Origin of the sequence: Streptomyces sp. NPDC001093 (assembly GCF_040298985.1) — a bacterium.
Taxonomy (GTDB): Bacteria; Actinomycetota; Actinomycetes; order Streptomycetales; family Streptomycetaceae; genus Streptomyces.
The window spans coordinates 14,535-35,546 of the sequence record NZ_JBEPBF010000106.1 but is presented as its reverse complement, the minus strand read 5'-3'; the positions used below and the strand labels follow the sequence as shown (position 1 = coordinate 35,546).

Annotated in this window: 15 protein-coding genes, 1 tRNA gene and 2 pseudogenes; 11 read left to right on the top strand and 7 right to left on the bottom strand. The window is 71.0% G+C overall.

Annotated features, from left to right (window positions below):
* Positions 1-76 (top strand): annotated as a pseudogene (locus ABT288_RS50355) (transglycosylase SLT domain-containing protein); the annotation flags it as partial.
* A gap of 165 nt (positions 77-241) precedes the next feature.
* A complete protein-coding gene (locus ABT288_RS36660) occupies positions 242-622 on the top strand; it encodes a MarR family winged helix-turn-helix transcriptional regulator (RefSeq protein WP_351617417.1) in 381 nt (126 codons plus the stop codon).
* 43 nt (positions 623-665) lie between these two features.
* Here the strand turns inward: ABT288_RS36660 and ABT288_RS36655 are convergent, their stop codons facing one another.
* Positions 666-4,286: a hydantoinase B/oxoprolinase family protein gene (locus ABT288_RS36655; protein ID WP_351617415.1), complete on the bottom strand. Its 3,621-nt coding sequence runs from the start codon at positions 4,284-4,286 to the stop codon at positions 666-668.
* 126 nt (positions 4,287-4,412) lie between these two features.
* Between ABT288_RS36655 and ABT288_RS36650 the strand changes: the two genes are divergently transcribed.
* Positions 4,413-5,507, top strand: coding sequence for a PP2C family protein-serine/threonine phosphatase (locus tag ABT288_RS36650; RefSeq protein ID WP_502972917.1), 1,095 nt, complete (start codon positions 4,413-4,415; stop codon positions 5,505-5,507).
* Between the two features lie 75 nt (positions 5,508-5,582).
* Here ABT288_RS36650 and ABT288_RS36645 read toward each other — a convergent pair whose 3' ends face one another.
* The 5 genes and pseudogenes from ABT288_RS36645 to ABT288_RS36625 form a co-directional block, all read right to left on the bottom strand.
* Positions 5,583-6,080 carry a GNAT family N-acetyltransferase gene (locus ABT288_RS36645; protein WP_351617410.1) on the bottom strand — a complete coding sequence of 166 codons (498 nt, stop codon included), beginning with the start codon at positions 6,078-6,080 and terminating at the stop codon, positions 5,583-5,585.
* Positions 6,081-6,811: 731 nt separating this feature from the next.
* Complete coding sequence (locus ABT288_RS36640) at positions 6,812-8,236, bottom strand: alpha/beta hydrolase family protein (protein WP_351617407.1); 1,425 nt, start codon at positions 8,234-8,236, stop codon at positions 6,812-6,814.
* A 38-nt stretch (positions 8,237-8,274) separates the two neighbouring features.
* The gene (locus tag ABT288_RS36635; RefSeq protein ID WP_351617404.1) at positions 8,275-8,841 is read right to left on the bottom strand and encodes a helix-turn-helix domain-containing protein; all 567 of its coding nucleotides are present in this window, start codon (positions 8,839-8,841) and stop codon (positions 8,275-8,277) included.
* A 202-nt stretch (positions 8,842-9,043) separates the two neighbouring features.
* Positions 9,044-9,604 (bottom strand): CGNR zinc finger domain-containing protein, encoded by a 561-nt coding sequence (locus ABT288_RS36630; protein ID WP_351617419.1) that lies wholly within the window; start codon positions 9,602-9,604, stop codon positions 9,044-9,046.
* Between the two features lie 292 nt (positions 9,605-9,896).
* A pseudogene (locus ABT288_RS36625) lies at positions 9,897-10,169 on the bottom strand (alpha/beta fold hydrolase); the annotation flags it as partial.
* Positions 10,170-10,657: 488 nt separating this feature from the next.
* On the opposite strand from ABT288_RS36625, the gene ABT288_RS36620 reads away from it, so the two are divergent.
* The 8 genes from ABT288_RS36620 (at position 10,658) to ABT288_RS36585 (ending at position 20,101) form a co-directional block, all read left to right on the top strand.
* Positions 10,658-11,332, top strand: coding sequence for a LysM peptidoglycan-binding domain-containing protein (locus tag ABT288_RS36620; protein ID WP_351617402.1), 675 nt, complete (start codon positions 10,658-10,660; stop codon positions 11,330-11,332).
* A gap of 176 nt (positions 11,333-11,508) precedes the next feature.
* Positions 11,509-11,581, top strand: a tRNA-Arg gene (locus tag ABT288_RS36615).
* Positions 11,582-11,884: 303 nt separating this feature from the next.
* Positions 11,885-12,109 (top strand): hypothetical protein, encoded by a 225-nt coding sequence (locus tag ABT288_RS36610; RefSeq protein WP_351617400.1) that lies wholly within the window; start codon positions 11,885-11,887, stop codon positions 12,107-12,109.
* Between the two features lie 646 nt (positions 12,110-12,755).
* On the top strand, positions 12,756-14,018 hold the full coding sequence (locus tag ABT288_RS36605; protein ID WP_351617398.1) for a phenylacetate--CoA ligase family protein: 1,263 nt from the start codon (positions 12,756-12,758) through the stop codon (positions 14,016-14,018).
* A 17-nt stretch (positions 14,019-14,035) separates the two neighbouring features.
* Entirely contained in the window at positions 14,036-15,286 is a 1,251-nt protein-coding gene (locus tag ABT288_RS36600; RefSeq protein WP_351617395.1) for an MFS transporter, read from the top strand.
* Positions 15,283-16,416 (top strand): GNAT family N-acetyltransferase, encoded by a 1,134-nt coding sequence (locus ABT288_RS36595; RefSeq protein WP_351617393.1) that lies wholly within the window; start codon positions 15,283-15,285, stop codon positions 16,414-16,416. The genes ABT288_RS36600 and ABT288_RS36595 overlap by 4 nt, the downstream gene beginning before the upstream one ends.
* Entirely contained in the window at positions 16,413-17,579 is a 1,167-nt protein-coding gene (locus ABT288_RS36590) for a LuxE/PaaK family acyltransferase (RefSeq protein ID WP_351617390.1), read from the top strand. The genes ABT288_RS36595 and ABT288_RS36590 overlap by 4 nt, the downstream gene beginning before the upstream one ends.
* A complete protein-coding gene (locus ABT288_RS36585) occupies positions 17,576-20,101 on the top strand; it encodes an acyl-CoA reductase (RefSeq protein ID WP_351617387.1) in 2,526 nt (841 codons plus the stop codon). Before ABT288_RS36590 ends, ABT288_RS36585 begins: the two co-directional genes overlap by 4 nt.
* 83 nt (positions 20,102-20,184) lie before the next feature.
* On the opposite strand, the gene ABT288_RS36580 is transcribed toward ABT288_RS36585, so the two are convergent.
* The gene (locus tag ABT288_RS36580; protein ID WP_351617385.1) at positions 20,185-20,988 is read right to left on the bottom strand and encodes an IclR family transcriptional regulator domain-containing protein; all 804 of its coding nucleotides are present in this window, start codon (positions 20,986-20,988) and stop codon (positions 20,185-20,187) included.
* Between the last annotated feature and the right edge of the window lie 24 nt (positions 20,989-21,012).

The window sequence follows — 21,012 nt, the reverse complement described above, 5'->3', positions numbered from 1 at the left end:
CGCCAACATCACCGCCGCGGCCAACTACGCCGCCCACCGCTACGGCTCCATCGACAACGTCAACTCCGCCTACTGAGTCACGCCCCGCACCTCCACTGATCCACGGGGCCGCGGGGATGGGGCGTGGAGGGTCAAGCCGCCACTGCTCCTCGTCCCACTCCAGGAGCGCGATGTGCTCAAGCGCCCGCGGTGACTTCGGACGCCGACGCCGCTGCCGGTGTCGGGGCCCGCGAGGTTGCCCATGGCGCAGGTCGAGCTCCTGCAGGTGCTCAGCGCCTACTTGCCGGCACGGGTCAGCGACATGGGCGCCCGGCTGTGCCTGGCGCAGAGTACGGTCAGCGGGCTGATCGGCCGGATGATCGCCGCCGGGTTGGTCACGCGTGACGTGGACCCGGCCGACCACCGTGTCTCCGTCGTCGCCCTCACCCATGCGGGACGGGAGAGGCTCGCCGTCTGGACCGCGGCCCATGAGCGCCGTATCGACGCGGCCCTCGCCGCGCTCGACGACCATGCCCGGGTGGCTGTCGAGGAGGCACCGCCCGCCCTGTTCCAGTTGGCCGAGCGCCTGGGCGAACCGGCCCCCGGGGGATTGACGGAAACCGGTACGCACAGCGGTCTGTGACTCGGGCGAGGATCTTGGGGGACCCATTTCGTCGTGCGCCTCGTCACGGAGCGGGCGGGATGCCTTCGGCGGGTCCATATCCGCCCCCGCCGGGGGTGCGGATCACCAGGAGGTCGCCCTTCGTGACGTCCGCCGTGTCGCAGCCGCGCAGCCGATCGGTGCTGCCGTCGGCGCGTTCGATCAGGTTCTCGCCGAGGGCGCCGGGTTCGCCGCCGGCCATGCCGTAGGGCGGGATGCGGCGGTGACCGGAGACTACTGCGACCGTCATCGGCTCGGCGAACCGGATCCGGCGCTCCACTCCGCACCCGCCGTGCCAGTGGCCGTCGCCGCCGCTGCCCTCGCGGATGCGGAACTCCTCCACACGCACCGGATAGCGCCACTCCAGGATCTCGGGGTCGGTCAGGCGGGAGTTGGTCATGTGGGTCTGCACGGCATCCGCGCCGTCGAAGCCCTCGCCCGCGCCCGCGCCGGAGGCCACGGTCTCGTAGTACTGGAAGCGGTCGTTGCCGAAGGAGACGTTGTTCATCGTGCCGGAGCCCTCGGCCTGGGCGCCCAGGACGGCGTACAGGGCGCCGGTGACGGCCTGGGAGGTCTCGACGTTCCCGGCGACCGTGGCGGCCGGATAGGCGGGGGAGAGCATGGAGCCGGCGGGGATGCGCACGTCGAGGGGCTTCAGACAGCCGCTGTTGAGCGGGATGTCGTCGGCGACGAGGGTGCGGAAGACGTACAGCACGGCTGCCATGACGACGGAGGTGGGGGCGTTCAGATTGCCAGGCTGCTGGGGTGAGGTGCCGGTGAAGTCCAGTACGGCGCTGCGCCGTTCGCGGTCGATGTGCAGGGCGACCTGGATGACGGCGCCGTTGTCGGTCTCGTAGCGGTGCTCGCCGTCGTCGAGGGTGGCGATGATGCGGCGTACGCATTCCTCGGCGTTGTCCTGGACGTGACGCATGTAGGCGTGGACGACATCGAGGCCGAACTGCTCGATGACGCGGCGCAGTTCGTGGATTCCCTTCTCGTTGGCGGCGATCTGGGCGCGCAGGTCGGCGAGGTTGGTGTCCGGGTCACGTGAGGGGTAGCGGGCGCTGGTGAGCAGCTGCCGGGTCTCGTCCTCGCGGAAGTGTCCGTCACGCACCAGCAGCCAGTTGTCGAAGAGCACACCCTCCTGGTCGATGACGGTGCTGAACGCGGGCATGGATCCGGGGCTGATGCCGCCGATCTCGGCGTGGTGGCCGCGCGAGGCGACCAGGAAGAGGAGCCGCTCGCCCGCCTCGTCGAAGACCGGGGTGACGACGGTGATGTCGGGCAGGTGGGTGCCGCCGTGGTACGGGTCGTTGATGGCGTAGACGTCGCCGGGCCGGATCGAGCCCCGGTTGCGGCGCAGGACCTCCTTGATGGACTCGCCCATGGAGCCCAGGTGTACGGGGATGTGGGGCGCGTTGGCGATGAGGCTGCCGTCGGGCGCGAAGAGCGCGCAGGAGAAGTCGAGGCGTTCCTTGATGTTGACCGAGTGGGCGGTGCTCTCCAGGCGTACACCCATCTGCTCGGCGATGGACATGAACAGGTTGTTGAAGACCTCCAGCATCACCGGGTCGACGGTGGTGCCGACCGCCGTACGGGACGGGCGGGGGCGGGATCGGGTGAGGACGAGGTCGCCGTGCTCATCGGCCGCGGCCCGCCAGCCGGGGTCGACGACCGTGGTCGCATCCGCCTCGGCGATGATCGCCGGGCCCTCGACGCTGTCACCGAGGCGCAGGTCCTGCCGTCGGTACAGCCGGGTCGACTGCCAGCGGTCCTCGGTGAACATCCGTACGGTGTCGGCCGGTCGCAGTGCGCTGGTCTGCGGCGGCAGAACGGTCGTCGCGGCGGTGCTCGGGCCGGAGGAGCCGGTGGCCTCGACCTCGATGGCCTCGACGACCAGCGGCTTGCTCATGGTGAAGCCGTAGCGGTCGCGGTGGTCGTGTTCGAAGTGGGCCCGCATGGCGTCGGCCGGGCCCAGCGGCACGGGCAGCGAGAAGTCGGTGCCCTCGTAGCGCAGCAGGGCGCGGGCGGCCGTGCGGACGGTGGCGTCCGGCACGCCGTCCTCGCGCAGCTGCGCGCGTGCCCGTTCCTCCAGCTCGGCGCGGACGGACTCGACGCGGGCTGCCGTCTCCTGCCGGTCGAGGGCGGCCTCGACGGAGCGTTCGCGCAGCGCGACCGCGTCCGCCACCCCGATGCCGTACGCGGACAGCACCCCGGCGAGCGGCGGGATCAGGACGGTGTCGATGCCGAGCCGGTCGGCGACCGCGCAGGCGTGCTGGCCGCCCGCGCCACCGAAGGCGACCAGCGCGTAGCGGGTGATGTCGCGGCCGCGCTGTACGGAGATCTTCTTCACCGCGTTCGCGATGTTGAGCACGGCGATGTCGAGGAATCCCGCCGCGACCTCCTCCGGGCTGCGACGCCTGCCGGTCGCGGCGGCGGTCTGCTCGGCCAGCTCGGTGAACCGGGCACGGACCGCGCCCTCGTCCAGCGGCTGGTCGCCGTCCTTACCGAACACCCGGGGGAAGAAGGCGGCGTGGATGCGGCCGACCATGACGTTGGCATCGGTGACGGTCAGCGGACCGCCGCGCCGGTAGCAGACCGGTCCGGGATCGGCGCCGGCCGAGTCCGGGCCGACGCGGTAGCGCATCCCGTCGAAGTGCAGGATCGAGCCACCGCCCGCGGCGACGGTGTGGATGTCGGTCATCGGTGCCCGCATCCGCACTCCGGCCACCTGCGTGCCCAGGACCCGTTCGATCTCGCCCGCGTAGTGGGACACGTCGGTCGAGGTGCCGCCCATGTCGAAGCCGATCGCCCTGTCATGGCCCGCGCCGGCGGCGGCGCGCGCCATGCCCACGACCCCACCCGCCGGGCCGGACAGCACGGCGTCCTTGCCCCGGAAGTGGCCCGCCTCGCGCAGGCCGCCCCCGGACTGCATGAACATCAGCCGCACACCGTGCAGCTCAGCGGCCACCTGGTCCACATAGCGGCGCAGGATGGGGGAGAGGTAGGCGTCGACCACGGTCGTGTCGCCGCGCGGTACCAGCTTGATCAGCGGGCTGACCTCGTGCGAGCAGCTGACCTGCCGAAAGCCGACGGCGCGGGCGGCCTCGGCGACGGCGGCCTCGTGCGCGGAATGGCGGTAGCCGTGCAGGAAGACGACCGCGGCGCTGCGGAACCCGTCCGCGTATGCCGCGGCCAGCGCCTCGCGCGCGGCGTCGAGGTCCAGCGGACGCACGACTTCGCCGTGCGCGCCCACCCGTTCCTCCACCTCGATCACCCGGTCGTACAGGGCCTCCGGGAGCAGGATGCGCCGGTCGAAGATGCGGGGGCGGTTCTGGTAGGCGATGCGCAGGGCGTCCCTGAAGCCCCGGGTGACCACCAGGACGGTCGGCTCGCCGGTGTGTGTCAGCAGCGCGTTGGTGGCGACGGTGGTGCCCATCTTCACCACCTCGATCCGGTCGCCCGGGATCGGCTCGTCCTCCTCCAGGCCCAGCATCTGACGGATCCCGGCGACCGCCGCATCCTGGTACGCCTCCGGCTGCTCCGACAGCAGCTTGCGGCTGAGCACCTCGGAATCCGGCGTCACGGCCACGACATCGGTGAATGTGCCGCCACGGTCGATCCAGAACTGCCAGCGACCAGCCATGCACCCATTGTGCGCCCTCGACCGATTCAGGGTTTTGCTCCGACCGGGTGAAAGCTGTACTCGCGCCCTGAGTCACTGGGTCCGGCATATGCCGTTATGCTGTCTTTCGTGCCGTGGACTGGGTGGATGTGCTCTCGTCGTCTGCTCCGTAGGCGGTGGAGTCTCGTCGGGCTCTCACCAGTGATCTTGACTGTGGTTGTCGCGAGCCTGGCGTTTTCCACTCCACGAAAGATCGCTTTCAGCCGCCTCCTGACTGCAGTACCTGCCCTCGCGGCGTCTGTCTGGCCCGTGCTGCCCACCGTTCTGCTGGGAGCGGTCTGCGTCGCGATCATGGTCGGGCTCAGCCTTGTCTACCCCGACCTGGGCACCTGGTTCACCGTGGGTGCCATTGCCGCGGTCACCGTGGCCGCCGCGTACGCGTGCCGTGTCCGCATCCAGCGGGAACAGGCGTTCTTCCAGCTCCGCCTCGTCGCCGACGCGGCACAGAAAGTGCTCTTGCGTCCGCTGCCCGGCCGGGTCGGTTGCATCGAGATCGAGTCGATGTACGTCGCAGCCGCCGCGCAGGCCCGCATCGGCGGAGATTTCTACGAAGCCGTCGCCACGCCGTACGGCGTCCGGCTGATCATCGGCGATGTGCGGGGCAAGGGCCTGCCCGCAGTGGGAGCGGCTGCGGCGGTGGTCAGCTGCTTCCGGGAGGCCGCGTACGACGAGCCCACCCTGGAGGGCATCGTCCGCCGCCTCGATGTCAGTAGCACCCGGCACAGCTGTACGTTTCCCACCGGGGACCTGCTGGAGCAGTTCACCACCGTGGTGCTCGCCGAGTTCCCGCACCAGGGCGACCGCATCAGGCTCGTGAACTGCGGGCATCCTCCGCCACTGCTCCTGCATCAAGGCAAGCTCCAGGTCCTCGACCCCACCACCGCCTCGCCGATGCTCAACCTCGCGGCACTCATCGGCGCCGACTACACCACCGACACGATCGTGTGTGCCCCCGGCGACCAGTTGCTCTTCTACACCGACGGCGTCATCGAGAGCCGTAACGCAGAGGGTGAGTTCTTTGACCTGCAGGACTGGATGAGTCGCCAGACCTCCGCCGGGCCCAGGGCCCTGCTCGACACGCTCCACCGGGATCTCCTCCGGCACAGCGGCGGTGGACTCAACGACGACGTTGCAGCCCTCGCCGTGCGCGTGCGTGACAGCTCAACGGGCAAGCCCGCCTGAGCCGCCCCTGTGTTCCGAGAGCCGCGCAACGCCCAACGCGGGACACCGACCAAGCGATCAATCTGATCTGCGCCGTCACCCCGAGACGGGCATGACCACCGTCTTCACGAAGTCGACGGCGCCTGCTCGCTCGTAGAAGCGCAGGGCGTCATCGTTGCCCGCGATGACGGAGATCTTCATGACCTGGACACCCGATTCGGCAAGACGCTCCCGAGCGGCCCTGACAAGGGCCTGCCCGACTCCGGCACCCCGGGCCTGGTCATCGACCACGAGGGTTTCCAGCACGCCGGCTCGATCCCCCCACTGCCATGACCCGGGAGCGTCGAGGACGCGTACGACGGCATAGCCGAGCAACCGACGGCCGCCCCGAGCGACCAGTACCGCGGTGAGCGGCTCCTGCAGCCAGTCAAGATACTGTCCCCGTCGCAGTCGCCATGAGTCCTCGGGCGAGCGAAGCGCGCCGAGTGCCGTCAGGTGTGGCGCCTGCTGCGCGTGGTGGACCAGGAGCTGACCCCAGAGGCGCTCCAGGCAGTCGACCTCGGACGCGGGCAGGACGTCGATCACGGGATTCATGCCGGGAAGCGTAGCCAGCGTGGGTTCCCGGCATGAATCGATTACCTGGCCACCCAGGATGCCAGGTCGGCACCCGAGCGGGCCACGTCGAAGACCATGAAGTGTGCTGCCCCCGGTGCGCCGCTGGGTACGGGCGCGGGTTCCGCCCACTCGGCCGTGCGCCGCTGACCGACGTGGGTCCGAGACTGAGGTCACGCTCACCTACGACTGGTCGGCGGTGCCGCGTTTCATCCGCGAGCGCGGCATCCGGTTCCCGCCGTTCGGCCCCGAGCATCTCATCGACTGGCTGCGCCACCTGGCCGAGCTCGCCGCACCGGCGTGCGGGCCTGGACGCCCGGCGGTCGCAGAGCGACATCCGGGCGACAGCAGGAGACGGAGCTCGGTACACCGTGGCCTTCAACGCCACGCCGGCAGGGTCGTCGCTGCTGCCTGGAACGACACGATGATCACGCGACAGCACACCGCTGCTGGTTCACATGGCCGTGGGCTACGGCGAGCGGACGTGGGAGATCTCGGCGGGAGCGGCTGTCCCGCGGGAACCGCGCTGCGTTCCGCCGCCCACCGACGGGCAGAGCAGGGATGGACGGTCCGCGGTTGCGGACGAGCCTGATCGCGGGCGTGCTCGTCGCGCTGTGCCGGCGCCCATCGTCACGGCACGTGCCGGAGCTGTGCGAGCGTCACCGGCACGTGTCGGCGTCGTGCGGCGTCTTCGCCCTGCCGCCGCCCCGTCCTCACGCGGCAACGCCCCACCACACCGCCCACGGCACGAACCCGACCGCGGCCAGCCCCACCGGGGCCAGTCGGAGCCAGAGCGCCCAGCTCGGGGTCGGCCGTCGGCGCCGGAGTGCGGCTGCCGAGACACAGGCGGACACCGCCACGGCGACGGCGAGCCCCTGCACGACCAGCCACATCGCCGGACGGCCCCACACCACGGGAGCCGCCGCACCGTTCCCCGCCACGAAGACGGCGAGCGGGCAGGCCACCGCCGTCACGACCGCCAGCAGACCGAGCCCGGCCAACCATCGCACCGGGCGCAGGACGGGGCCCCGACGCAGGAGGGCGCTCACCGGATAGGCGGCGAAGCCGAGGAGCAGCAACGCCGGGGTGAGCCAGGCGTACCAGGCGTGGCCCGGTACGGGGGTGGTGGCGAGCGCCTGTCGGGGTGCGGGGGCGGCGCTTGAGGCCGGCGGGTGGCCGGCGGCGACGTCCCGCACCCATGAGGTCATGGTCCGCGCATAGCCCGGGGCCAGCTCGCCCAGCTTCTTGCCGTGGAAGAGGGGGCCGCCGATCCGGTCGAACCCGTCCGACGTGCGGTGCCCGTTGTGCGCACCACCGGCGACGAAGCCGATGACGGCGTGCCGGTTGCCTGCCCGGGCCAGGGCCCGGCGGAAGATCCGTGCGCTCTCCCGGGGCGGCACCTGCGTGTCGTGATCGCCCCACAGCGCCAGCACCGGCGTCCGGTGGAGCCGCTCGAGCACCGGCACGGGGTCGTGGCCTGCCGCGGGGAACAGTCCGGTGTCGCCCAAGAACTGGGCGGTGGGACCGGCCACGGTGCGACGGAACGGTCCGCCCACCCCCTGGTGGCGCAGATGTGTGGTCAGGTCCCAGGCCTGGGTACGCAGCGGGTCGTAGCCGGATCCGCCGATGGTGACGACGAACGCGACGTCGGCCGAGCGCGACGCGGCCAGCGGCGCCACCCAGCCCCCCTCGCTGAACCCCCACAGCCCGACCTGACGTGGGTTCACCCCGCTCCTGGACTGCAACAACCGCACTCCGGCGAGTGCGTCGTCGGCCAGCAGACCGAAGTCTCGATGGAGCAGGGAATAGCCTGCGGTCCGCTTGTCGTAGACGAGCGTGGTGATCCCGGCCCGGGCGAACGCCTCGGCCTCCTGCCGGTACTCCTCCCGGGGCCCGGAGCCCGAGCCGCCGACGAGTACGATGCCAGGTCGCGGGCCGGGTGCCCCGTCCTTGCTGAGGACGGTGCCGTGCAGGAGGAGCCCGCCGCCGCCCCGGAAGGTGACCTCCTGGCGGACCAGCCCGTCCTCGCCGGCGTACGCCACCGGCGCCGCCGGCAGAAGGAGGGCGCCGGCCAGCGCGCCGGACAGGACGGCCAGTACGGCCCGTATCAGTGATGTGGACGTAGCCGAGAACGGCACGGCGTGCGTCCCCTTTCGTTGTCGGTCGGGCCGCGCGGTCAGTCGGTCTCGGGAACGGCGAGCAGCCGGACGAGCACGGTCCGTGCCTCGGGCACGTCCCCTTCTTCCTCCGGGGCCGAGTACCGGTACAGGAGCGCGATGTACTCCTCGAAGAACGCGCGGAGTTGGTCGGGGTCGACCCGGAGCGTGGCGCGCGAGAAGAGCGCCGCGTCGGCCCAGGGCCCCAGCGTGTCGCGTGCCTCCTCGAACCGCCGGGCGGAGTCGACCAGTTCGGCGAGGTTCAGCCGGTGCATCTCGGTCAGTGCCTCGCGCATCTGCGGCGTCTGCCGGCTGTACGGCGGGAACCGCCGGTCACCCGGTACTGCCCGCCACCACCGCTCCCGCCCCTTCGCCAGCTCCGGGACCTCCTCGACGAAGCCGTGCTTGGCCAGCTGCCGCAGGTGGTAGCTGACCAGCCCCGTGCTCTCGCCCAACTCCCGTGCGAGCGCTGCGGAATTGGCCGGTCCCCGGCGCAGGCATTGCTCGATCTTCTGGCGCATCGGGTGCGCGAAGGCACGCAGCGCCTCGACATCGGTGATCTCTTGGGCAGGCGGTTGGCCGGGCATGCCGGAAGACTACGAGTTGCAAAGAGCCTTTGCAAGGAGTCTTTGCAACCCTTGATGCCGAGGCGGATCATGCCCAGCGTGACGTTGTCGGCCTCCGGCTGCCCGGGCGAGCCCTGCGCCGTCCCGTGGTGCCACGATCACCTGCGCCCCCGCCACCTCGGCTTACAGCGCGCCGCTGCCATGGCCGGCGATGAGGGTCGGGTCAGCGGGCCGCCGCGGGCGCGTTCTTCTTGCGGGCGCGGTACGCGGCTGCCTTGATCTTGTTGCCGCAGGAATCCATGCCGCACCACTGCCGGCGCATGCCCCGCGAGCGGTCGATGTAGGTGCGGGTGCACTCCGGATTGCCGCACTCCTTGAGCAAGGGCACGTCCGGCCCGTTCAGGAGCTCGATGGCGAGCCGCGCCACCATGGAGAGGGCTTCTTCCGGCGTTGCCTGTGTCCAGCGCCCCGCCGGAGTGAGCTGCGGCACCGCGGGCGGCTTGCGTGCCGCGTTGTTCACCACGGTCAGGGCGGCCCGGTCGTACTGCTCCCCGAGCCGACGTGCGGTGACCAACCGGTAGATGGCTTCCCGTACCGTCGTCGCCTGCTCGACGTCGGCCTCCTGGCTGGGGGAGACCGCGTCGACGATGCCGGACTCCACGTACCACGCGTTCAGCCTCTCCGGCGTCGCGAACATCTCGAAGCGCACCGAACGGCGCGCTCGGAGCGTCGCGGCGAAGTCGAGCGCCGGGTTTCCGCACACGAAGACATGGTCCAGGTTCACATCACCATTCTGACTGGTTACTGCCATGCCGGGCAAGATCCGTCATCGGCCGGCGGTGGCTGATCGATCAGGCTGACTCACAGCCCCAGGCCGGTGGCGGGGCAGCAGAAGTACATCCATGATCCCTCAGGGGCGCGGGCGTATCGCGTCGGGTCGCTCGGCGTGCCGCCGCGGCGAACTCCGTGGTGTGCCGGCGTTCCATGGTCGAACTCCTTTCGGTCCGGGATGGAACGAGCCCGTGGCCTTCTTGGTCACCTGTCTAGACGGTGACCCAAGGCTGGGGGGCAGCGCGTCAGAAGTGGTCCATGTCGATGACGGCCCGGGCGAAGGCGGTGGGTGCCTCCCGGGGCAGGTTGTGGCCGATTCCCGTCAGGGTTCGGTGCTCGTACGCGCCGGTGAACCTGTCCCGGTACGAGGCGCCCTTGCCCGGAGCGGTGAAGGGATCCCGCTCGGGGCCGAGGGTGATGGAGGGCACCTGGATGACCGGCCGCGTGGCGAGCCGCTCCTCGAGTCCGTCGTAGCGGCGCTCGCCGTCGGCGAGGCTCAGCCGTCGGCGGTGGTTGTGGCTCCAGGCCTTCCCGATCTTCAGGGCGTCCATCAGGGCGAGGGTATCGAGGGCGCGGGCGGGGTGTGTGCGCCCTGCAGGCCGCCCAGTCACACGGCGGCCGCGTCACCAGCTCGGCGGCCGTCACCCAGCGCCGCAGCACGCCGCGCGGGGATTCACGGCAGAGTGTCCCATTTAGTCCGATTAGGAAATAAAGAATCGATACATTGCCATTTAAGCCTCCGGAATGATCCAGTCGGGACAGGTGACTTAATTCACTTACGACGCACCTTAGTGCTTGAAACCGCCTACAACTCCCCATTTTCCCAACACTCGCGGCGCGAGAAGCTGACCGGGCAACGAAGCAAGCTAGTAAAAGAGGGAATTGTCGATTTATTCCCGACGGCTTAAGAATGTGCGCGCCGCAGCGCACCGAAACGAAAGCGGTGCAGTTTGCCGTGGGGGACCGGCAGCTGCGGGCCATGCAAATTCTGGAAGAGGACCGATCCATGCCCCGTCACGCCCGCAAGCGCCCCTCCCGGGCCCCCCGACTCGCCGTTCGCGGCGCCGTCACCGTCGGCGCCCTCGCCCTGGTCTCCACTGCCGCACTGGGCACGGCCCAGGCCGCCTCCGCCGCGACCACCTACACCGTCCGGGCCGGCGACCACCTGTCCTCCATAGCCCGCACCCAGCATGTGCCCGGCGGCTGGCCCGCCATCGCGTCCGCCAACCACATCGCCAGCCCCTACACCGTCCGGCCGGGACAGGTCCTGACCCTGCCCGCCGGATCAGCCCCCGCCGCGAAGCCGGCAGTCACTACGAAGGCCGCGACCACCACGACCGCCGTCAGCGGCCAGACCTACACCAACAACCTGGACGGCTGGATCAAGCACTCCCTGGCGATCATGGCCCAGAACGGCATCCCCGGCTCCTACAACGGGATCTACCGCAATGTGATGAGGGAATCCTCCGGCAACCCCAATGCCATCAATCTCTGGGACTCCAACGCCGCCGCGGGACACCCCTCCATCGGTCTGCTCCAGGTGATCCAGTCCACCTTCACCGCCTACCACGTGCCGGGTACGTCGTCGAGCATCTACGACCCCGTCGCCAACATCACCGCCGCTTGCAACTACGCCTACCACCGCTACGGTTCCATCGACAACGTCAACGGACCTTACTGACAAGGAATTCCTCCAGGTCACTCCGTAATACGCGGTCGCGACTGCGGAGCATACGGAGTGGGCGGCCGGGTTCTGTTCCCGGCGGCCCACTCCTGGTTTGCTGTGGGTCGGCGGACTGATCACGTGCGCTACAGTTGATCACGTTGCGGTCGCCGGAATTTCCGGCAGCCGGACACGCGTTGGTGGTCCAAGGAAAGACGCCCCGCTTCCTGTGGGGAGATGCAGGTGCAAGGCCTGCCCGGCGCTCCAGCGAGCCCCATCCCGTCGGTCGTCGGGGTGGGGCTCATGTGTCTGCCCGGCAGGGCGGGTTCGCCGACGGCCGGTAGCTTCGGGGCGCGTCACACGGATGGGGTGTTCGGGCTGGACACGCAGGGGGGTCACGGTCACCGGCACCGACTGCGGTTCGGCGCCTGGCCGGCCTGCCGTATCGGCTCGGGCGGCTCGATCGCGCTCAACGCGCCCGGTCGCAGTCAGTGCGCCACGTTCCGTGGCCGGCTTCACGTGGTGCCGGATTCAGAAGGGGACGGCGGCGCACTGGTGGTCTCCGGAGTGATGCTGGAGACCGTGAACGGGATCATGATTGCGCCGCTCTTCGGCTTCGTGGCGCCGGTAACGCTCGGCATCTTCCTCCTCGGGGCGCTGACCGTGTTCTTCGCGCGCGGCCGCGGCCGGGCGTACGAGCTCGACGCCCACCGGCTCCACCGCGACCTGCACGAGCTCCTGGCGCCGTTGCGCCCGGAGCCGCTGGAAGGCTCTCGGCGGCTGGACCCTTCCTGACAGGCGGGTGGGGTGCACTCGGCGGCTGCACTGCCGGAGCCGACATCGCACCGTTGAGCGCACCGCGACCGAGATCCGCACCGCGCTAACGGAAGTCACCGCCTGAGAACGGCCGCGGGGGCTGACGGATTCGATGCTGTGCCGGCGGGAGCATGATCCGCTGGTGTGGCCCGACGACGAATACGCCGTCATGGTGTTCCGGTTTACGGTGGCTGCGGTCGGGATCACACCGCCGACGGCGGTCACGGCCCGCGCGACAATAGCGCTCCCTGATCGACACGGTTCCGTTCCAGCCACAGCCCGGAGCGCCTTCGCCGGCCCCTTTCCATAAGGCACCCTTCAGCTGTGTTCAACGAGTTGTTATGCATGGCCCGTTGAATGTGATCACCGTCTCCGCGCCCGCAGGAACCGAATGGCCGTGGAATACGTCCGAGGCGGCATCAAGCCCCCTGTGTGCGGGCCCAGTTGGCGCAAATCCGTCCCGCATAGTGAGATATCCTGGTGCACCGGACGCCCCGCTCGTGATGGGTGCGCCGCATTTCACGCCTTCAGCGACACGGTTCACGCCCGCCATAGTGGACCGGCTACGTCGCGCTTCGCCGGTCATTTCAACGTGCCGGCGTTCCACGCCTTCGAGCAGGAATTGATGCCAGTTCAACCATTCGCGGAACTCGTACGTTTCGCTCGCGCCAACTCGGATTTCTACCGCGAGCTCTATGCCGGGCTCCCCGAGCAGGTCACCCATCTCACAGATCTTCCGGTGGTGCCCCAGGCCGACTTCTGGCGCGCCAACTCGCCACAGGACAACCGCCTGCTCACCGCTCCGCTGGACGAAGGGGTCGTCTTCCGCAGCGGCGGGACCACCGGGTCGCCGAAGTTCTCCTACTACACCCGCACGGAGTGGCGGGAGTTCACGGGCGCGTTCGGTGCCGGGCTCGTCCGAGCGGGGCTGCGGCCAGGCCACCGGGTGGCGGATCTCTTCTACGCGGGTGACCTGTACGCCAGCTTCAGCTTCGTCCTCGATGCGCTGCACCGCTCTCCCGTGGCCAACGTCCGCCTGCCCATCGGCGGTGCGGCGCCCTGGGAGTCCACCGCGGCGACGCTGGAGGAGTTCCGGGTCCAGGTGGTCGCCGGCACACCGACCACGCTGTGCTCGCTCGCGGAGCGCCTCACCGGCGCCGGCCGGACACTTCCGGAGGTGGAACTGCTGTTCTTCGGCGGGGAATGCCTCTTCGGCGACCAACTCCCGCTGCTCCGTGCCGCGTTCCCGAACGCCCGGCCGCGCTCCCTCGGATACGCGAGCGTGGACGCCGGTCTCCTCGGCGAGGCTGTGCCCGGCGACGACCCACGCGTCCACCGCGCGTTCACCCCGTACACGGTGGTCGAGATCCTCTGCGACGACACCGACCGTCCCGTCGAGGCGAACGGCGTGCCGGGGCGGCTCGTCGTCACCGACCTGCGCAGGCGGCTCATGCCGGTGCTCCGCTATCCGGCGGGCGACCGGGCCGAGTGGGTCGACCGGGACGCCGGTGTCTTCCGCATCCTCGGCCGCGCCGAGGAGGGCGTGCGGGTCGGTCCCGTCTCCCTGTACACCGAGGACGTCCATGACGTCGTCAAACGGGCCGACGCAGCAGGAGAGGTGACCGGCCTGCAGCTCGTCGTGCGGCGACACGACGGCCGCGACGGCCTGGTGCTGCGGCTCGCGATCGCCGATCCCGGCAGGGAACACGCCGGGCTGGGCGAGTCCGTCGTAGCCGCGCTCCTCGCTCAGCGTCCCTTCTACGCGACCGCGACCGCGGCGGGGCACGTGAACCCACTGAGCGTCGAGTGGGTGCGGCACCGGGACCTCACGGTCAACACCCGCTCGGGCAAGCTCGTCCGCGTCGTCGACGAACGGCCGCACTCGTGACCGCGGCACCTGCGCGTGTGCGTCGTCTGCCCCTCGTGCTGCGCAATCCGTCCTTCGGCAGGGTCTGGGCCGCTCAACTCCTCACCCAGGCGGCGAGCAGGATGTTCCAGGTCGGTGCGGTCTGGTGGCTGGTCGGCCGCGCGGGCGGCGAGCACCGCGGCCTCGCCTCGGGCCTGTTCCTCATGGTGAGCACACTGCCCGCGGTCGCGCTCGCTCCGGTCGTGGCGGGCATCGTCGCCCGATGCGCACACCGGACGGTGCTGTCCGGCGCGGCGGCCGTGGCGGGTGCGTCGGCGGGTACGGCGGCCGTCCTGGCGTACGCCGGAATGCTGCCCGGTGCCGCCGCCTATGCGCTCGGGCTCGCGCTGGCCGCCTGTCAGGCGGTGTTCGATCCGTGCCTGACCACTTCGGTGCCGGAACTCGTCGAGGACGCCGACATCGAGTCGGCCACCGGATTCGAACTGTCGACCCAGTCCGTCGCCGGGCTGTGCGGGGGACTGCTGGGCCCGCTCGTCGTCGACGCGGGCTCACTGGCCGCCGTCATCGCCGCGTGCGCGGCCGGGTACCTGCTGGCCGCCCTGCTGGTCGGCGCCACCCGCTTCCCCCGGACCGGGGCCGGGCACGGAGACGCGGACGGGCCGCCTCCGAGGCGACGGCCGTTGCGCCAGGTCCTGGCCGGGCTGCCCTTCATCCGGCGGGTGCTGGTCTGTTTCGCCGCCGCCAACGTCTTCACCACCGCCGTCTACGTCGTGATGCCCCTGTACACCCGGGAGGTACTGCACGCCACCGGCTCGACCGTGGCCTCGCTGGAGGCGGCCCTCGGTGCGGGCACCCTGACCGGATCCTTCAGCGGCGGGCGCCTGCCGGGCCGCCCTGTCGCCGTCGGCAGCGTGTGCCTCGCAGTGATGGCCACCGCCCTCGGCCTTCCGGGACTGCTCGCGGGGCACGCGGCGGCGGTCGTCTCGATGGCCGTCGTCGGCTGGTGCGTCGGTGTGATCGGCGTGCGGTTCGTGGCGCTCTTCCAGCGACTGGTGCCCGCCGCCGACAAGCCCGGGTTCTTCGCGGTCATGCAGGCGCTGCTGGGTGCCACCTTCCCCGTGTCCTCGCTCGTCTTCGGCGCGCTGGGCGACCATCTGGCCGCCCGCACGCTCTGCCTGGTCCAGGGCGCGGGTCTCGTACCGGTGGCACTGGCGCTGTGGTGGCTGGGCGGCCGGGCCGAGGCGCGGCGGGCCTCCGTCGGACAGCCGTCGACGGGAGCGGCGACGTGAACGCCGTCCTGCACCCCGCGTCCGTCCAGGACATCGCCGAACTGAGGCAGCTGTACTTCGAGGTGTACGGGCACGGCTATCCGGTGCCGCTCGGCAGCGATCCGGTGGTCATGCGCCGGCTGATCACCGACGGCACCGCACACTGGCTCACCGCCCGCACCGGCGGCGCCCTGGTCGGCTCCGCCGTCGTGCTGACCGAACCGGGCAGCCGCATCGGAAAGCTCGTCGGCCTCGCCGTACACCCCGGCCATCGCGGCGGCGGGCTCGCCTCCCGGCTGACCGGGGCGGTCTGCGCCGCGGCCTTCGCCACGGGCGGCCTGGACTCGGTGTACGCCACCGTCCGCCTGGTCACCGAGGGGCCGCAGCACGTCGTCGTACGCAACGGCTTCCGTCCGCTCGGCCTCCTGCCGAACGCCGTCGAGGTCGAGGGGTGCGAGACGCTCGCCTTGTTCGCCCGCTACGCCGACGGAGTGCTGGAACAGCGCGAACCGGTGACGAGCGTGCCCGAACGGCTGTCGCCGCTGCTGTCCGCCGGAGCCACCGGCGTCGGCATCGACTACGCCGGCACCCGGCATGTCCCCTCCCGCCCCGCCGTGGCCGCGGCCACCGGTGCCGAGCCGATCGAGCTGATCACCGCCCCGGCGTTCGTACGGCGGCGCTTCCTGGAGCTCTTCCCGGAGGCCGACGGCCGCTTCTTCCCGCTGCACACCCCCAACGCGGTCCTGGTCGCCGCCGACGGCAGCTTCGAGGCGTACGCCGACCTCGACGCCGTGGCGGGGAGCTGTGCGCTCGTCGCCGTCCATCCACGTCCGGCCGCGGTGGCCGGCGCCCTGGAAGCGCTGATGGCCGCGGTCACCCGGGCCGGTGCGGACTACGCCGAGGCGCTGCTTCCGCTGGCCGACGCCGAGGCCCTTGAGGTGTTCCTCGCCTCCGGCTTCGTGCCGAGCGCCGTCTACCCGGCGATGCGCCGCATCGGCGACCGGCTCCACGACTACGTGGTGCTGTCGCGGACCAGCCGTCAGATCGACTTCCGCACCACCGCCGTCAGCCCGCTGCTCCGGCCGTACCTCCGCGCCTACCTGAGCGCCTGGACCGCCACTTATCTGCCCCTTCCCGAGGTGTCCCGATGAAACCCCATCTCGCTCCCGTCGAGGTTCCCGACCCGGCGGCGCTCGGCCATGTACAGCGGCTCTGCGACCTGGTGGAGCCGTACGCCGACGGCCCCGTCACCGACGAGCTGTTCGCCGCCGCCATGGCGGAGACCAACGCCTGGCACGCCCGCCGCTCCCCCTTCTTCGCCGCCCTGCTTCAGGACCCGGCCGAGACGCCCGCGCCCACCGTCGGCGACGGGGTGCGCACCCCCCTGGTGCCCGCGGCCTTCTTCAAGCGTCACGAGGTGCTCTCCATCCCACGCGACGAGGTGTTCCTGCATCTGACCTCCTCGGGCACCACGGGCCAGAAGTCGCAGATGTTCTTCGACGAGTGGACCATCCGCTCGGCGCAACGCATGGTGGCACGGATCTTCGACCACTATGGCTGGATCACCCCCGAGCAGCCCGTGAACTACCTGCTGTACAGCTACGAGCCCGCGCCCTCGCTGAAGCTGGGTACGTCGTTCACCGACAACTACCTGTGCGACTTCGCCCCGGCCCGGCACACCACGCACGCCCTGCGGCACACCGGCACCGGCCACGAGTTCGACGTGCACGGCTGCATCGCCGCGCTCCGGCGCTACGCCGAGGACGACGTACCGGTCCGCATCCTGGGCTTCCCGGCGTTCCTGTACTTCACCCTGGAGCGGATGCGGGCGATGGGGCTGGGGCCACTCACCCTGCCCGAGGGATCGCTGGTGGTGCTCGGCGGTGGCTGGAAGGGCCACGCCGACCGGCAGATCGGCAAGGAGGCGTTCTACTCCGAGGTCACCGACCTCCTCGGCGTGCCGGGGGACCGTGTGCGCGACACCTTCGGCTCGGTCGAGCACTGTGTGCCGTACGTCGAGTGCGCGCAGCACCGGCTCCACGTGCCCGTGTGGTCGCGTGCGGCGGTGCGCGACACGGGGACGCTGCGCCCGCTGCCGTACGGCGAACGAGGCTTTCTGCACCTGGTCAGCCCCTACATCACCTCCGTGCCCGCGCACAGCGTGGTGATGGGAGACCTCGCGTCGCTGCACCCGGGCGACGCATGCCCCTGCCCGCTGTCCACCGACTGGTTCACCGTGCACGGCCGCGCCGGAGTGAGCCGCAACCGCAGCTGTGCGGTGGCCGCCGCCGAACTGATGAAGGGAATGTCGTGACCACCTCCGTACAGCACCCCGTACTCCACCTGTGGCAGGGCGAGTTCATCGACGAGGCCGAGGCCGGACGGCGGCTCGCCGGGCTGCCCGAGCTGGCCGGGCGGCTCCTGACCCGTCCCCTGCCCAGCGACGTGGTGCTGGGCGCCTGCGCCGCGGTCGCCCGCGATCTGACGGATCCCGCCTCCGCCTGTTACGGCCGTCTGGCCGGGCATCTGCCCGCCGGCGAGGCCGCGGTCGTCCTGGCCGAACTGGCCGCCGCGCTCACCCGGGAAGCGCTGGAGCGCAAGCTGCGCCGGGAGCTGGGGGACCTGCGCCCGCAACGGCTGACCCGCCCGGACGCCCGGGAGACGGTGTACGAGGCCTGGGCGCCCGTCGGCCTTCTGGTGCACATCGCGCCCGGCAACGCCGCGGCCGTGGCACCGCTGAGCGTCGTCGAGGGACTGCTGGCAGGCAATGTCAACGTGCTGAAGACCAGCAGCTCCGACTCGTCCCTCGCGCTCGACCTGCTCGCCGCGCTCGGTGCCGCCGACCCGTCCGGACTGATCGCCGAACGCGTCATCGCCCTGCATTTCCCGTCCTCGCGCCGCGAGTGGTTGGAGGCACTGTGCGGGCAGGCCGACGCGATCGCGGTGTGGGGCGGCGTGGACGCGGTGCGCGCGGCGGGCGAACTGGCGCCGCCCGGCTGCCGCGTGGTCGAGTGGGGCCACCGGATCTCCTTCGCCTACCTGACCCGGCAGGCGGCGTCCGATGACGCCGTGCTCGACGCGCTCGCCGAGGACGTCTGCCGTCTCGAACAGCAGGCGTGTGCCAGCCCGCAGGTGGTCTATCTCGACACCGAGGACACCAACGGCACCGAGGAACTCTTCGCGTTCGCAGGGCGGTTCGCCGAGCGGCTGGCGAAGGTGTCCGACACGCGGCCGGCATCCGTGCCCGGCCCGGCCGAGCAGGCGGAGATCACCACCGTGCAGCAGCTCGCCCGGCTCGAACAACACCTGGGCCTGACCCGCGTGTTCACCGCCGAGGACGGTTCCTGGCGGGTGCTGGCCGACGCGCGCCCCGCACTGGACGCCTCCCCGCTGTACCGCAGTATCCGGGTGAAGCCGCTGCCCCGGCACGCGGTCACCGCGACCCTGCGCCCCATGCGCCGCTACCTGCAGACCGCGGCGATCGGGGGCGACCGCGCGGACGTGGCCACGCTGTCCCGCGCGCTGTTCGCCGCGGGCGTCACCCGCGTCACCCCGGTCGGTTCCATGCTGGAGAGCTACGAGGGCGAACCGCACGACGGCGTCTACGCGTTGCAGCGCTACAGCCGCCGGGTGAGCGTGCGCGCCGCGGACCCGGAGTTCCGTACGGTGGCCTGCCTGGACGACCTGGTGGCACCGCCCGTGCTGCCCCCCGCGCCGGCCACACCGCTGCTGGGCAAGGAAGGCGTACAGAGCGCGCTGGCCGCACTGGACCCACGCCATGCCCACCTGTACTTCCGCAGCGGAGGCTCCACGGGCACACCGGCGCTGTCGGTGTTCACCTGCGACGACTACGACAACCAGATGCGCGCCGCAGCGGACGGACTGCTCACCGCCGGCTTCGACCCGGCCCTCGACCGGGCGGCCAACCTGTTCTACTGCGGCGGGATGTACGGGAGCTTCATCAGCTTCTTCTCCATCCTGGAACGGCTGAACGCCACCCAGCTGCCGATCGCCGCGGGCCCCGACCACGCCTCGGTGGCCGAGGCACTGGTCACCCACCGGGCGGACACCGTTTTCGGCATGCCGTCCTACCTGTGGCAGCTCTTCCACGCCGAAGCGGACCGGCTGCGTGCCTACGGCGGCATCCGCAAGGTCTTCTACGGCGGCGAGCACTTCACCGTGGAGCAACGCAGGGTCCTCACCGACGACTTCGGGGTGGAGGTGATCCGTTCCGCGGCCTACGGGAGCACCGACCTCGGACCGCTGGGCTACCAGTGCGCGTCCTGTGACGGCTCCGTCCATCACGTGCTGACCGACCTGCACACGCTGGAGATCCTCGACCCGCACGAGGACCGGCCGGTGGCGCCGGGCGAGCCCGGACGGCTGGTGTTCACCTCACTGGCGCGGACCGGCCAGCGACTGGACCGCTACGAGATCGGCGACCTGGGACGGGAGGTGCGGGGCAGGTGCGCCTGCGGCAGCCACGTGCCCCGCCTGGAACTGCTCGGACGCTACGGCGACGTCGTCCGCGTGGGCACGTACTTCATCAACTACCGGCGCGTCGTACGGGCGCTGGAAGAGCGGCTCGGCTATCACGGCGAGGCACAGCTGGTGGTGGCCCCGGGCGCAGGCCGGGAGCGGCTGACGGTCCGGCTCGACGAGCAGTACGCTCCCGGCCCCGAGGCGGCCCGGGCAGCTCTCACCGCCGAGGTGGCGGAACTCGCCTCGGCGGAGGCAGAGGGGCTGCTGTCCCTCGCCGTGGAGACCGTACGGCGGGGCGAGTTCGAGCGCACGGCGACCAGCGGCAAACTGCGCACGGTCATCGACCTGCGCTAGCCACGAGGTCTGCGGGCGGCGGCCCTCCGCGCCGCCGCCCGCGATGTCCGGGCCACGGAGCGGCCGACGCCTGGGGCCGGCGGTCAGTCGACCGACGAGGCTCCGCCGAGCCGGCTGAGCCTGCCCGCCGCGGTGATGGTGGCATGGATGTAGCGCTGGGGAGCTTCCGGCATGACGTCCATCGGCTTGAGCAGCAGGACCGCCCCCCAGATCGCACCGTCCCAGATGACGGGAGCGGCGACGGAGTTCCACTTCGCCATGCACTCCTGGCGTCCCAGGGCGTAACCCTGGTCACGGATGTCCGCGAGTGAGGCGAGCAGTTCGGCGCCGTCCCGGATGGCGCCGGGGCCCGCTTCCTCCGGGACCGGGTCGGCGGCGACACGTTGCTGTATCTGGGCGGGCAGGTAGGCGAGGATCGTCCGGCCGGAGGCACCGGTGCGCAGCGACCGCGTGACCGAGAGCACATCGCGCGGCGTCATCCCGAGTTCGACGAGGTCGGAATCCCCGACCGCCATGTCCAGGCACTGCCTGCCGGCCGTGCCGAACGGCGCCCTCATGTACAGGAAGACCAGACCGCTGTCGGTCGCCTCCCGCAGACCCTGCAGGACGCGGGAGGCCTCGCCACCGGAGAACCTGTCCTCGGAGAGGGCATGGAGCCCCAGGTCGGCGACCGTGCTGCCGAGCTCGTACAGGCCTCGGTCGACCCGGACGAAGGTGCTGTTGTAGGTGCCGGCGGTCAGCATCCGGCCGGTGGTGGAGTCATCGAGATCGGCTGCCCTGGCGATGGCGGACAGCCGGTGGGCGCCGGGGCCCAGAGTGATGAACGCCTGCTGCACTCGCATGAAACGCTCGGCGTAACCGGTCCCGCTTCCGCGCTGCCCACCCATCAGCCGTACCCCCTTCGTCCCGGT